13 protein-coding genes are annotated in these 13668 nt (G+C 72.7%); 4 read left to right on the plus strand and 9 right to left on the minus strand.

Annotated elements, in window-relative coordinates; all coding sequences use genetic code 11:
* Positions 1–188 precede the first annotated feature (188 nt).
* Positions 189–1562, minus strand: a complete 1374-nt coding sequence (locus tag AC5L34_RS28640; RefSeq protein ID WP_441178068.1) for a cellulase family glycosylhydrolase — start codon at positions 1560–1562, stop codon at positions 189–191.
* A gap of 239 nt (positions 1563–1801) precedes the next feature.
* On the opposite strand from AC5L34_RS28640, the gene AC5L34_RS28645 reads away from it, so the two are divergent.
* Positions 1802–2764 (plus strand): TIGR03557 family F420-dependent LLM class oxidoreductase, encoded by a 963-nt coding sequence (locus AC5L34_RS28645; RefSeq protein ID WP_101414817.1) that lies wholly within the window; start codon positions 1802–1804, stop codon positions 2762–2764.
* A complete protein-coding gene (locus tag AC5L34_RS28650) occupies positions 2761–3618 on the plus strand; it encodes an alpha/beta fold hydrolase (protein ID WP_441178067.1) in 858 nt (285 codons plus the stop codon). The genes AC5L34_RS28645 and AC5L34_RS28650 overlap by 4 nt, the downstream gene beginning before the upstream one ends.
* A 271-nt stretch (positions 3619–3889) precedes the next feature.
* On the opposite strand, the gene AC5L34_RS28655 is transcribed toward AC5L34_RS28650, so the two are convergent.
* The 7 genes from AC5L34_RS28655 to AC5L34_RS28685 all read right to left on the minus strand — a co-directional run bounded on the left by AC5L34_RS28655 (position 3890) and on the right by AC5L34_RS28685 (position 10282).
* On the minus strand, positions 3890–4630 hold the full coding sequence (locus AC5L34_RS28655) for a hypothetical protein (RefSeq protein ID WP_441178066.1): 741 nt from the start codon (positions 4628–4630) through the stop codon (positions 3890–3892).
* Positions 4631–4692: 62 nt separating this feature from the next.
* Positions 4693–5544 carry an endonuclease/exonuclease/phosphatase family protein gene (locus AC5L34_RS28660; RefSeq protein ID WP_441178065.1) on the minus strand — a complete coding sequence of 284 codons (852 nt, stop codon included), beginning with the start codon at positions 5542–5544 and terminating at the stop codon, positions 4693–4695.
* Positions 5545–5552: 8 nt separating this feature from the next.
* Positions 5553–7043 (minus strand): phosphatase PAP2 family protein, encoded by a 1491-nt coding sequence (locus AC5L34_RS28665; protein WP_441178064.1) that lies wholly within the window; start codon positions 7041–7043, stop codon positions 5553–5555.
* A gap of 78 nt (positions 7044–7121) precedes the next feature.
* Positions 7122–8123: a YihY/virulence factor BrkB family protein gene (locus AC5L34_RS28670; RefSeq protein WP_441178063.1), complete on the minus strand. Its 1002-nt coding sequence runs from the start codon at positions 8121–8123 to the stop codon at positions 7122–7124.
* Positions 8116–9120 carry a diacylglycerol/lipid kinase family protein gene (locus AC5L34_RS28675; RefSeq protein ID WP_441178062.1) on the minus strand — a complete coding sequence of 335 codons (1005 nt, stop codon included), beginning with the start codon at positions 9118–9120 and terminating at the stop codon, positions 8116–8118. Before AC5L34_RS28675 ends, AC5L34_RS28670 begins: the two co-directional genes overlap by 8 nt.
* A gap of 347 nt (positions 9121–9467) precedes the next feature.
* A complete protein-coding gene (locus AC5L34_RS28680) occupies positions 9468–10046 on the minus strand; it encodes a Clp protease N-terminal domain-containing protein (protein ID WP_101414811.1) in 579 nt (192 codons plus the stop codon).
* Positions 10046–10282 (minus strand): HTH domain-containing protein, encoded by a 237-nt coding sequence (locus tag AC5L34_RS28685; RefSeq protein WP_089001290.1) that lies wholly within the window; start codon positions 10280–10282, stop codon positions 10046–10048. The genes AC5L34_RS28680 and AC5L34_RS28685 overlap by 1 nt, the downstream gene beginning before the upstream one ends.
* A gap of 64 nt (positions 10283–10346) precedes the next feature.
* On the opposite strand from AC5L34_RS28685, the gene AC5L34_RS28690 reads away from it, so the two are divergent.
* Positions 10347–10781, plus strand: coding sequence for a VOC family protein (locus tag AC5L34_RS28690; protein WP_441178061.1), 435 nt, complete (start codon positions 10347–10349; stop codon positions 10779–10781).
* Between the two features lie 17 nt (positions 10782–10798).
* Here AC5L34_RS28690 and AC5L34_RS28695 read toward each other — a convergent pair whose 3' ends face one another.
* Positions 10799–11443 carry an alpha/beta fold hydrolase gene (locus AC5L34_RS28695; RefSeq protein WP_441178060.1) on the minus strand — a complete coding sequence of 215 codons (645 nt, stop codon included), beginning with the start codon at positions 11441–11443 and terminating at the stop codon, positions 10799–10801.
* 250 nt (positions 11444–11693) lie between these two features.
* Here AC5L34_RS28695 and AC5L34_RS28700 point away from each other — a divergent pair, with 250 nt between their 5' ends.
* On the plus strand, positions 11694–13370 hold the full coding sequence (locus AC5L34_RS28700) for a right-handed parallel beta-helix repeat-containing protein (protein WP_494827783.1): 1677 nt from the start codon (positions 11694–11696) through the stop codon (positions 13368–13370).
* Positions 13371–13668 lie beyond the last annotated feature (298 nt).

Consider the following 13668-nt stretch of genomic DNA (forward strand, 5'->3'; position numbering starts at 1 on the left):
CGGCGCCGCGCTCGTCGGGGACCGGAAGAGCGTGTCGCCCCTGTCGAGCTGCCCGCGCAGACGGGGCAGGATGTTGCGGGTCCGCGGCGGCGGCCGGTCCCACGGACGGGGCAGCTCGACAGCGCGCACGGCAACGCCCACCGGTGGCCGGGCCCGCGCGGGCCCGGCCACCGGTGGTACGCCGGATCTCAGCTCGCGGTGCAGGTCACCGCGGGCGTGGCGTTGGTGCCGTTCCAGCTGGCGATGAAGCCGAAGCTGGTGCTGGCGCCGGCGCCCAGCCGACCGTTCCAGTCGGCGTTGCGGGCCGTGACGGTCGCCCCGCTGCTGCTCAGGACGGTGCTCCAGGACTGGCTGACGGTCTGACCGTTGGCGAAGGTCCACTTCGTCGTCCAGCCGGTGATCGCCGCCGAGCCGGCGGTCACCTTCACCTCACCCTGGAAGCCGCCCTGCCACTGGTTGGTCACCGTGTACGTCGCCGTGCAGCCGCCCGGCGGCGGGGTGGACGGTGGCGGGGTCGTGGGCGGGGGCGTCGTCGGCGGCGGGGTGGTGGGCGGCGGGGAGGTCGGCGGCGGGGTGCTGCCGAAGACCGTCGCCTCCTTCGCGGTGGCCTTGATGCCGTTCGCCCCGTTGAAGATGCGCTGGCCCCAGGTGGTCAGCGCGGCGGGGTTGAAGCTGGTGACCATGTCGAGGTACTCGACGCCGCCGCCGTTGCCGCTCCACGACCAGCCCAGGTAGCCGATCCCGTTGGCCTGGGAGTAGGAGAGGATGGTGTCCTCGTCGGGGTTGCCGTCGGAGTGGTCGAAGCCGAACTCGCCGACCACGATCGGCAGCTTGGCGGCGCGGAACCGGCCGAGGTAGTCGCTGATCTCGGCGGCGGTGTCGAAGACGCCGTACATGTGGATGGAGAAGACGGTGTTCTTCTGCGGGTCCGCCGCGAAGACCGACGCGGCGTTGTCGCGCATGGTGAACGACCAGTCCTGGCCCCAGTTGGGGGCGTCGACCATGATGGTGTGCGTCAGGCCGCCCGCCCGCAGCCGCTTGATCGCGTTGGCGGTGTCGGTCGCCCAGGTGCCGTAGCCCTGGTTGCCGTACGGCTCGTTGCCGATGTTGACGATGACGTACTTCTCCTGGCCGGCGAGGGCGCTGGAGACGCTGAGCCAGTAGTCGACCGCCTGGTCCAGGGTGGCCGCCCCGCTCTGCTCGCCGTAGCCGGTGGTGTCGTGCACCTCCAGCACGCAGATCAGCCGGTTGGCCTTGCACAGCGAGATGACGTTGGCGACGTCGGCGGTGTCGTTCTTCGCCCACCGCTGGCCGCTGGCCAGCACCACGCGCACCGTGTTCGCCCCGAGCGCCTTGATGTTGGCGAAGGAGCTGGTCTGCTGCTGGTACCAGGTGTGCGCGTGGTTCACGCCGCGCATGACGAACTCGCTGCCGTTGGCGTCGTAGAGCTTGCCGTCGGCGACGGAGAAGCCGGTGGCGGCCCGCGCGGGCTGGCCGAACGCCAGTACGGCGACCAGCAACGCGAGCAGGGCCGCCCCGGCGGCGGAGAGTCTCTTCTTCATGGCCTTCCTCAGAGGGAGGACCCCCACTGCCCAGGTGGGGGTGGGACGTCACAGGGGATGGCGGCTGCAGCCCGGCAGCCGCCGCCCGGCTCCCGGCGGCGCAGGGATCAGCGTAGGCGGGTCGGGCCGGTCACGCAATGAACCGGTTAAGCAGCGGTCGGTCGACACCGGACGCGGGGGTTGACCGGGGCTGGCCGGGGTATCCGGGGATGATCCGCCCGGGTCGGAAGGAGACATCCATGGTCAACGTCGGCTACACCCTGATGTGCGAGCAGGCCGGTCCGAAGCAACTGGTCGACTACGCGGTGCGGGCGGAGGCGGCCGGCTTCGACCAGCTCGTCATCTCCGACCACTACTACCCCTGGCTGGACTCCCAGGGCCACTCCCCGTACGCCTGGTCGGTGCTCGGCGCGGTCGCGCACGCCACCAGCCGCGCGGAGCTGATGTCCTTCGTCACCTGCCCGATCCGCCGCTACCACCCGGCGGTCGTGGCGCAGAAGGCCAGCACGGTCGGGGTGCTCTCGGACGGCCGGTTCACCCTCGGCCTGGGCGCGGGCGAGAACCTCAACGAGCACGTCGTCGGCGGCTGGCCGCACGTGCAGCAACGGCACGAGATGTTCGAGGAGGCGCTCCAGATCATCCGGCCGCTGCTCAACGGGGAGACGCTGACCTTCTCGGGCAACCACTACGACGTGCCCGACGCCTACGTGTGGGACCGCCCGGCCCGGCCGGTGCCGATGGCCGTCGCCGCCTCCGGCCGCCAGTCGGTCACCCTCGCCGCCGAGTACGGCAACGGCCTCGTCGCGACCGAGCCGGACCCGCACATCATCGAGATGTACGACGAGGCCGGCGGCGCCGGGCAGCCCCGCTACGGCCAGGTGGCCATCTGCTACGGCCCGGACGAGGCGGAGTGCCGCAAGATCGTGCACGACCAGTTCCGCTGGTTCGGGATGGGCTGGAAGGTCAACGCGGACCTGCCCGGTCCGGAGTCGTTCGCCGCCGCCACGCAGTTCGTCCGCGAGGAGGACGTGGCCGAGGGGATCTCCTGCGGGCCCGACGTGGACCGGCACGTCGAGGCGTTCCGCAAGTTCGTCGACGCCGGCTTCACCCACGTGGCGATCGTGCAGGTGGGCGGCGAGACGCAGCCGATGTTCCTGGACTGGGCACAGGAGCAGCTCCTGCCGAGGCTGCGCGAGCTGTGAGGACCACGCCGACCCGGCGGCCCCGGGTGAGCCCGCCGGGCCGGTTCGGTCCGGCGGAGCTGCGCGTCGCGCTGGCCGCCCCGAGACCGGCCGCCGGGCTGACCAGCGAGTGGCGGCTGGTCGACGGGCTGCGTACGCACACCCGCCGCGCGGGCGACCCCGGCACCGCCGCCACCCCGGTCGTGCTGGTGCACGGGCTGGCCGTGTCCCACCGCTACCTGACCCCGCTCGCCCTGGCGCTGGCCGACACCCACCCGGTGTACGTGCCCGACCTGCCCGGCTTCGGGCTGACCGAGCGCCCCGACAGCGCGTACGACGTGCGCGAGCACGCCGCGCACCTGGCCGCCTGGCTGGCCGCGTACCGGATGCCGCCCGTCTGCCTGCTCGGGCACTCCTTCGGCGCGGAGGTCGTCGCGGCGCTGGCCGCCCGGCACCCCGACGCGGTCGCAGCGGTGGTGCTCGCCGGCCCGACCAGCGACCCGGCCGCCCGGTCCCGGCGGGCGCAGTTCGGACGCTGGCTGGTGGACACCCTGCGGGAGGCGCCGTTGCAGGCGCCGATCCTGCTGCGGGACGTCGTCGACGCCCGCCCCTGGCGGGTGCACGCGACGCTGTCGCACTCGGTACGCAACGGCATCGAGGTGGACCTCGTCCGCATCGCCGCGCCCACCCTGGTGGTCGTCGGCTCCCGGGACCCGATCGTGCCGCCGTCCTGGCGTACGCAGGTGGGCCGGCTGGTGCCGCACGCCCGTACGGTCACCGTGCCGGGCGCCGCGCACAACGTCGCCACCACCGCGCCGGCGCAGCTCGCCGACGCGATCCGCGCCCTCCTCGCCCCCTCGCTGACGAACAGGTGATCACATGCGTATCGGTAACACGGAGATCCGGCCGGCCGGCGGCGGCCTCGGCTGCCTGCTGATGATCCTCTTCTCGATCGTCGCGTCGGTCGTCCTGACCGTCCTGCTCAACCTGCTCCTGTAGCCCGCTCCGGCTCCGCCCCCGCTTGCGCTTGCGCTTGCGCTTGCGCTTGCGCTTGCGCTTGCGAGATCTTGGTGCGGGAGTGTCCCTGGAGGGGCCGTTTCGCGCCAAGATCTCGCTCGGGCACCGCTCGTCGGGCGGCGTGGGCGGTCAGCCGCGCAGGCCCAGGGCCGTCAACACCTCACGGGTCGCCTGGCGGACCGGGTCCACGACGGCGCGGCGCACCCAGCGCACGGCCGGCGACACCGTCGCCCGCCACGCGGCGGCCACCGCCCGGCCCACCGGGCGGACGGCGTTCCGCCACAGCCAGCCCGCCGCCAGCACGAAGGGCCGCAGCGTGAGCGCGTAGCACCACCACAGCAGCCGGCCGGCCGCCCACCAGGCCCAGGCGAGCGCGTGCAGCAGCACCCGACCCGCCGCCGCCAGCCAACGGCCGACCGCCGCGAGCCCGGCCAGGAGCAGGCGTCCGAGCGGAGCGAGCAGGCGGCCCAGCCAGCGCAGCGGCACCCAGATCAGGTGGTACGCCAGCCAGGCCAGCGGCACCCACACCACCGTCCGGGCCAGCCAGGCCAGCCCGCGCCCCAACCAGACCAGCGGCACCCAGACCAACGTCCGGAACAGCCAGCCCAGGCCACGGCCGAGCCACACCAGCGGCACCCACAGCAGCATCCGCAGCAGCCAGCCCAGCGGGCGCAGCAGCCAGCGGTCCAGGAAACGGCCGACCGGCGCGAGCAGCCAGCGGTGCAGCCAGCCGCCGACGGCGGCGACCAGCTCCCAGATCAACCGCAGCGGCACCACCACGACCAGCGCGATTCCCCGGGCGACGGCGACCAGCAGCGGAGCGGGCGGCGACCCGGTGCGCCCCGGCTCCGGACTCGGCGAGTCGATCACCAGCTCACGGTAGTCCGCACCGGCAACGCGCCGTCCTCGCGGCCCTCGGGACGGCCAGGTGGTCAGGCCGGGTCGAGGTCGAGGTCCGCGACGACCGGGTAGTGGTCGGAGGCGTACTCGGTCTCGCCGCCGCGCAGCACCCGGCAGTCCCGCACCCGCTCGGCGAGCGCGGCGGTGCCGAACAGGTAGTCCAGCCGCATCCCCGAGAACTCAGCCCCGCCCCCATGCCGGGTGGGAGCCGTCAGCCCGTCGTCCGGCCGGCCGGCCGCCGCGTACAGGTCGACCAGGCCGGCGGCGAGCAGCCGGGCCACCGCCCGGGTCTCCACCGTCCGACCGTCGCGGCGCAGGTGACGACGGCGGTACGCGGCCGGCAGCCGGGCGACGCGGTCGGTGTGCTCGGCCACCGGGTCGAGGGTGTTGAGGTCGCCGGCCAGCAGCCCCAGTCGCCCCGGCGCGCGGCGTAACGCGGCGGCGGCCCAGCCCGCCTCGACGCGCCGCCGCAACCCCGAGTACGGGTCGAGGTGCACGCTCAGCACCGTCAGCGCGCCCGCGGTGGTGGCCACGCTGACGCGCTGCGCGGCGTGGTGGAACGGCCGGCGCACCCGGGTCGCGGCGAGCGCCCGCAGCGGCGGGCGGAGCAGCACCGCCACCGGCTGACCGAAGCAGGACCGGGCCAGGTGGGGGCGCATCCCCACCCGGCCCGCGAAGTCGGCGAGCACGCCGCCCGCATCTGCTCGGCGACCACCGGCGGGGGCAGGCGCAGCGGCCGGCCGGTCGTCGAAGTCCCGCAACTCCTGCAACGCCAGCACGTCCGGCCGCTCGGCGGCGACGACCCGCACCAGCAGGTCCCGGCGGTCGGCGCCGCCCCGGTCGCGCCCGCCCGTGCGGATGTTCCAGGTCATCGCCCGCAGCATGGGCCGGGTCAGTCCGCCCGGCCGGCCTTGGCCAGCTCGTCGTCGAGGGTGTCCACGTCCTCGGACTCGATGCTCGGCCGGTTGCCCTCGCGCAGGTCCTCGTTGGGACGTACGACCCAGTAGAGCAGCCCGATCCAGAGGGTGGTGAGGATGATCGCGCCCATGAAGTCGGTGGGGTGGTGCATCCCCCGGTACATCCGGCTGATCGCCACGCCGGCCGGCATCACGACCGCCAGCGCCACGAAGATCCACCGCCACCACCGGTCGGTACGCGGAAAGACGATCACCGCGATCGCCACCCAGACGCAGAGCGTGGCGGCGATGTGGCCGGACGGGAAGGAGGAGGTCGGCATCGGCCCGTCGAGGTTGCCGACGGGCGGGCGCGGCCGGTCGACCGCGGCGGCGGAGGCGAGGAAGAGGCTCAGCTCGCCGAACATGGTCAACGCCACGAACAGCACCGGTCGCCAGCGCCGCCACACCGCGAGCACGAGCGGGCAGAAGACCAGCGAGATGAGCAGGATCGCGTGGGTGTCGCCGACCTTGCTCCACCAGTAGCTGAAGTCGTCCCTGCCCGGGGTGCGGTGCTCGGCGAACCACCGTGGCACGTCGGTGTCGAGGGTGGCGAAGAAGGTGCCGCCGGCGTAGTAGCTGACGAACATGCCGAAGCCGTACAGCGCGCCGAGGATGAGCACCCAGCCGACGATCAGCTCGAACACGGCGGCCCGGGGGTGCGGCAGCAGGTGCGCCTCGTCGGGGGCGGGCGCGACGTCGTGCGCGGCCTCCGGCTCCAGCCCGTCGGTCAGCGCCGGGACCGGACGGCCCCGCTCCAACCGCCAGAGCCGGAAGGCGTACGCGGTGACGCCGAGCCAGGCGGCGCCGAGCAGCCAGGCCCCCAGCACGTCCGAGACGAAGTGCACGCCCAGCGCGATCCGGGTCAGGCCGATGAGGAACACGACGACGGCGACCAGGGCGATCGCGGGCTTGCGCCAGCGGCGCGACATCGCCGGCAGGAAGACCAGCAGCAGCGCCCCGTACGCGACCATCGAGCCGAGCGCGTGGCCGCTGGGGAAGCTGTCCCCGGCGTACGTGCCGATGGGCACCTCCACCTCGGGGCGCAGCCGGTCCACCAGGGTCTTGAGCGCCGGGTCGAGGACGAGGGCGCCGACGCCGGTGACGATCAGGAACACCGCGAGCCGGCCCTGCTTGCGGATCAGCAGGCCCACCACTGCGACCGACACCAGCCAGATGATGACGGCCCGCCCGCCGAGGTCGGTGAGCGCGTTGAGCACGGTCACCAGTGGTCCGTGCGGGGCGACCAGGTCGTTGAGCCATTGGGCCACGCCGTGGTCGACGTCGTAGAGGGGGGTCCACCGGGTCCGGACCAGCACGAGGAGCACCCCGAAGCCGACCCCGGCACCGAGCACGATCGCCAGACCGGCGAGGGTCCGCTCGGTGAAGTGACCCAAGGGTCGTCGCAACGCCTCTTTGACCGCGCCCACGGCAGCCTCCCTCTCGCTTCTGGCGTGCCGCAATACCCGATCGGCGCTCCGCGTACACCGGGGGTGTCCGATGCGGAGCTACAGCGAGCTCATCTCGCCCGTGTCGTGAAGCTCCTCGCGCTGGGCCTCGGGCTCCCAGAGATCGGGCTGGGCGGGCTCCCGCACGCCGATGCGCAGCGCCTCGAGCTGGGCGGCGAAGGAGAGTCCACCGAACAGCGCCATGCCCGTCAGGTTGGCCCAGAGCAGCAGCGCCATCATCCCGGTCAGCGCCCCGTACGTCTGGCCGAACCCCCCGCTGAAGCGCACGTACGCGGCCAGCAGCAGGCTGGCCAGCCACCACAGGGCGGTGGCGATCCCGGCGCCGAAGAAGAGCCAGGACAGGCCGGGCTGTTTGCGGCGGGGGGCGTGCCGGAAGATCACGGCGACGGCGAGGACGGTCAGACCCAGGCTGAGCGGCCAGCGCACCACGTCCCAGACGGCGTTGGCGAGCTCGCCCCAGGCGTAGTGCCGCTGCACGGAGTCGCCCATCGGGCCGCCGCCGACGAGGATCAGGAACCCGGTCAACGCCGGGACGCCAGCGGCGAGGGCGAGGATGGTGGCGCGGACGTACTTCCAGAGCGCGGGCCGGTCCCGTTCCACGCCGTAGATGCGGTTGGCCCCGCGTTCGATCTGGGCCATGGTGCTGGTCAGCGCGACCAGGCCGGTGATCATGCCCAGGCCGAGCGCCAGCTCGCCCGCGCGTTCGGTGCGGTCCCCCTCGCCGAGCAGCTCGGCCACCATCGGCTCGCTCGCCCCGGGGGTGAGGGCCAGGACGGTGTCGGCGACGACCTGGCCGCCCTCCTCCACGCCGAGTTCGCTGATCAGGCCGGTCAGCGCGATCAGGAACGGCACCACGGCGAGACAGAGTTGCAGCGCGAAGGCGCGCGAGTGGCTGAACCCGTCGCCGTAGCGGAACCGGATGAACGCGTCGCGCAGCAGGTGCCAGCCGCCCTGCCGGCGCAGGGTGTGCCAGGCGTCGTCGGCGTTGAGTTCCTCGTCGGACATCAGCCGGGTCTCCGGCACGATCCGGGTGCTACTCACTGCGGGCTTCCTCGATCAACTGCTCACCACGCTCGGCGGCCGCCTTCGCGTCCTCGGCCAGGTCGGGATCCTGCTCCGGCTGCGGCACGCAGAGCCACAGCGCCCGTCGCCGGATCTCGGCCTTGAGGGTGCGCCCCGGCTCGATCAGATCGCCGTCGAGCTGCCGGGGCTGGGCCCGGTTGCTGGTGATCTCCACCCGTCGGACGCGGAAGACCTCCATCCGGGGCACGCTGTCCTGCTTGCGTACGACCGCCCAGCCGAGCGCGAGCCAGTGCCGCAGCGTACGCGGGGTGAGCACCGCGACGTCGAGGTAGCCGTCGTCCGGTTCGGCCTCGGTGAGCAGGCGTACACCGCCCTGGAGGCGGCCCACGTTGGCGACGAGGACGGAGCGGGCCCGGCGGCGCAACGGCTGCTGGTCGTCGATGCGGATGGAGACCCTCATCGGCCGGTCGCGCAGGTGTCGGGCGGCCCCCACCACGTACGCCGGCCAGCCGATCCGCTTCTTGGTGGTCTCCGAGGTGTCGGCGAGCATCTGGGCGTCGAAGCCCATGCCGGCCATCACCGTGAAGTAGTGGTCCTCGACCGCGCCGACGTCGAGCAGCCGACGGCCACGCTCGACGGCGACCTCCAGCCCGGCGGCCAGGTCACCCGACAGCCCCAGGTTTGCCGCGAGCAGGTTGCCGGTGCCCTGCGGCAGCACGGCGAGCGCCACGTCGGTGCCGACGAGGCCGCTGACGCAGGCCATCACGGTGCCGTCGCCGCCGCAGGCGAAGACGACGTCCACGCCGGCCGCGACCGCCTCCTCCGTCTGGCCCCGGCCCGGGTCCTCGACCGTGGTCTCGAACCACAGCGGCTCGGGCCAACCGGCCGCGGCGAGGGCGTCGTGGACCGTACGACGCAGCTCGTCGAGGTCGGCCACCTTCACCGGGTTGACCACCACGGCCGAGCGCAGACCGCCGTCGTGCGCCGGGCGTCCCTTGTCCTGTCCAGCATCCACGGCGCCAGTGTGCAGCAGATCCGGCACGGCAGCGACCCGGCGGCGCGGTGACGTTACGCGCAGCGCAAACACGTTTGCCGCGCCCCTGCGCCCCTCCACCTCCTCCGCACCCCGCCTCGCCCTGCCGCGACCCGTCGTCCGGGAGGCTGGCGGCAGTTCCCGAGGTCGACCGCCCCGCCGATCCCATGATCGACGGAGCGGGGCGGGGGAAGGCCGCCTTCCCCGCCGCAACGACCTGAAGGGCGTCGCCGACGCCACGACGCTCGGGTTCGCCGCCGACCTCGTGGTCGAGGGGCGGGTGGTAAGGCGGGGTCGCCGCCGACTTCAGGGAAGGAAGGGGCGGTCGGTCAGGCGGGGGTGCGCAGGGCGGTCTCCACCCGGCGGCGCAGGTCGTCGAGGTCGGCGCCGGCCTCGGTGAGCACGAGCGCACCGAGCCCGTGGCCCTCGCGGAGCACGCCGAGCAGGATGTGCTCCGTGCCGATGTGCCGGTGGCGCAGGCGCAGCGCCTCCCGCAGGGCCAGCTCCAGCACCTTCTTGGCGCGCGGGGAGAAGGGGCCGCCCGCGTACCGCCGACGACCCCAGCGGCGACGCGGCGCCGGCGCGGCCTCGCGCAGCGCGTCGGGGCCGAAGGACTCCTCGATCCGGGCCACGATGGCGGCCAGGTCGATGCCGATCTCGCGCAGGGCCGCGGCGTCGGCGTCGCCGAGGCCGGTGGCTCCCCGCTCGGTGTGCCGGCGGATGCGGGCGCGCAGGTCGTCGGCGCGCAGGCCGGCCTCGGCGAGCACCCGGGCGGCGAGGCTGTCGCCGTCGGAGAGCAGGGCGAGCAGCAGGTGCTCGGTGCCGACGGGCCGCTGGCCCTCGGTCCGGGCCTCGTCCCGGGCGTCGCGCACGACCGTGCGGGCCCGGTCGGTGAACCGTTCGAACATCACGCCTCCCAGGAGGATCCGACCGCCGGACGACCGGCGTGCTTCTTGTGGACCGCCTGCCGGCTGACTTCCAGCTCGTCGGCGATCTCCTGCCAGGACCAGCCCTGTCGACGGGCGTTGTCCACCTGGACCACCTCGAGCCGCTCGAGCAGCCGGCGCAGCGCGCGGACGGCGCGCAGCCCGACCCGGGGGTCGGTGCTGCCGGCTGCCGCCGCGAGTTCCGTTGCCTGACTCATGTCGTCAACCTACGTTGACACGCGTCGACTGTCAACCCGCGTTGACAGTCGCTATGGTGTGTCGATGGCCACGGTCAAGCAGGTACAGATCACCTTCGACTGCGCGGAACCCGAGCGCGTCGCCCGCTTCTGGTGCGAGGTGTTGGGCTACGTCGTACCGCCGACACCGGAGGGGTACGCCACCTGGGACGACTTCGATCGCGCACTGCCGCCCGAACGACAGGGTTCGGCGTTCGCATGCGTCGACCCCTCGGGTGTGGGCCCGCGACTGTTCTTCCAGCGCGTTCCCGAGGGCAAGGTCGCCAAGAACCGGCTGCATCTCGACGTACGCGTCGGCACCGGGCTGGTGGGCGAAGAGCGCCTGGCCGCGCTTGAGGCCGAATGCGCGCGGCTGGTCGCGCTCGGCGCGGTACGCGTGCGACTGCTGCGCGCCGACGGCTACAACGAGTCGTGTCTCGTGATGCAGGACATCGAGGGCAACGAGTTCTGCCTCGACTGATTGGCCGCTGACGCCTCTCAGCCGAGCAGGTACGCGGTCAGCCGGTCGGCGAGCCGCTCCGGATGGCTGAGCGCCACCGAGTGCCCACCGTCGATCTCGTCCGGGACGACGCCGAGTCGCTCGGTGACCACCCGGCGCTGGAAGTCCGCCAGGAAGAACTGGTCGTCGCGGGCGATGAGCACCTTCGTCGGCACGGTCGGCCAGGCGTCCAGAGGCCACGGCTCGTTCCACTCCGCGCTGACCTGCGCCCGGCTGTGCGCCGCGGCCTCCGCGACGGTCTCGGCCGGCAGGCCGTTGTAGAACTGCTCCTCCCCGCTCAGCCCCTCCGCGACCCGGTGACCGGTGTCGTCCCACCAGTCCCCGGGCCTCTCACCGGGCTTCGGCACCATCGGCGCGAGCAGGACGATCAGCCGCACCGGCAGCCTGTCGGCGATCAGCGGCGCGGTGAACGCCCCGTACGAGTGCCCGACGACAACGAGATCGCTCCGGTCGCCGATCGCGTCGACGACCGCTTCGCGGAACTCGGCGAACCCCGCCGAGGCATCCTCGATCGGCAGCTCCGGCACCACCACGTCGTGGCCACGACCGACCAGCTCAGGGGCCAGAAGATGCCAGTCCCAGGCGCTGCCCCCGCCGCCGTGGATCAGAACGAAAGTCGCCACGCTCCGAAGCCTCACACACGGGTACGACAGCAAGCCGGACACCCGGCCCGGTCCTGGTCGTGCGCGCGTCGCCGGATGCAACAAACCTGCATGTCTCCCACTCTTGCCTCGCCGGCAAGCGCTTTCCTAGCCTGTGTTTCATCGATGTTTCCGATTCTCGACCGGGCCGAGGGTGCGGACACGAAGCCACCTGCGGTGTCGGGCGGCAAGGCAGCGCCCCGCGCCGTGCCTACTCCTGAGGAGTCCAACAGTGAGAACCGCAGTGCGACACAAGCTTCTCGCCGGCGGCACCGCCGTGGCCGCCGCAGCCGCGGTCGCCGCGGCGCTGCCGATGACCCAGGCGTCGGGTGCGTCCGGCGGCCCCACTCCCGCATCGGTCAGCGCCAACGCGACCAACCTCAGCCTCGGGGGCGACTCCGACGGCTCCAGCAAGGCCAGCGGCACCAGCTACGGCAACGTGCGCGACGGCAACATGAGCACCTACTGGTCACCGGTCGGCTCGACCGGTCGCATCTCGATCAAGTGGGACTCCGCCACCACGGTGGCCTCGATCAACATCCGGGAGGCGGCCGGCGCCGTCGGGGCCATCGGCTCCTGGCGGGTCGTCAACAACGACACCGGCACCACCCTGGCCAGCGGCGCCGGGGCGGGGGCCATCAGCTTCGCCGCCACCTCGCTCCGCAAAATCAACTTCGAGATCACCAGCTCGACCGGCACCCCGAGGGTCGCCGAGTTCGAAACGTACGCCTCGGGTACGACGACCCCGCCGCCGACGACCGGGCCGACCACGCCTCCGCCGACCACGCCCCCACCCACCACACCGCCGCCGACCACGCCCCCGCCGTCGAGCAGCACGCTGTACGTGGCACCGACCGGCACCGACAGCGCGGCCGGCACCGAGGCGAACCCGACGACGCTCACCTCCGCGATCACCCGGATCACCGCCGGCGGCACGATCTACCTGCGCGGCGGCACCTACCGCTACTCGCAGACCATCACCATCGGCCAGGGCAACAACGGCACGTCGAGCGCGCGCAAGAACATCTTCGCCTACCCGGGCGAGACCCCGATCCTGAACTTCTCGGCCCAGAGTGAGGACCCGGCGAACCGCGGCCTCGCGGTGGGCGGATCGTACTGGCACATCCGCGGCATCATCGTCGAGCGGGCCGGGGACAACGGCATCCTGCTCGCCGGAAACAACAACATCATCGAGCGTACGGTGACCCGCCACAACCGGGACTCGGGGCTCCAGCTCTCGCGGCTGGTGGCCAACGCGCCCCGCGACCAGTGGCCCGCCAACAACCTCGTGGTGAGCACCGTGTCGCACGACAACGTGGACTCCGACGGTGAGGACGCCGACGGTTTCGCCCCGAAGCTCACCGTGGGCCCGGGCAACGTCTTCCGCTACACCGTGGCCCACAACAACATCGACGACGGCTACGACCTCTACACGAAGAGCGACACCGGGGCCATCGGCGCGGTGACCATCGAGTCCTCCCTCGCCTACGACAACGGCACCCTCAGCAACGGCGGCCAGGCCGGGGCCGGCGACCGCAACGGCTACAAGCTCGGTGGCGAGGACATCGGGGTGAACCACATCGTCCGGGGCAACATCGCCTACGACAACGGCAAGCACGGATTCACCTACAACCGCAATCTGGGCACCATGCAGGTGTCGAACAACGCCAGCATCGGCAACACCGAACGCAACTTCACCTTCGACGGCGGCTCCTCGGTGTTCCGGAACAACACCTCGTGCGACGGCGGCTCGAACGACAAGATCGTCGGCAACTCCGACAGCTCGAACCAGTTCTGGTCCGGCACCAACGGATCCCGGTGCTCCCAGTACTCCGGCGCCCTGGGCTGGTCCTTCGCGTCCGACGGCCGCCTCGTCGTGACCTTCGGCGGCAGGGTGGTCGCCCCGTAAACGAGCGGGACGACGTCGGCGTCACCGCAGCGGTGACGCCGACGTCTGCTGCCGCGCCGGCCGGGGCGACAAGCGACGGCCGATCACCGGCACAAGGAATGGCGATCGTCCGCTCCGGTTCACCCGATCGGGGCCGCCACGCAGACGCCGCTGGCCGGCACCCCGGGTGGGGTGCCGGCCAGCGGCAGTCGTTCACACTGCTCGGGTCAGCTGTTCCAGTGCTCGGCGACCAGGTCGGCGGCCTGCTGCTCCCACTGGGCGTAGTGGTCCGGGTAGGCCGACACCTGCACGGTCTGCG

The organism is Micromonospora sp. ZG13 (assembly GCF_059359355.1).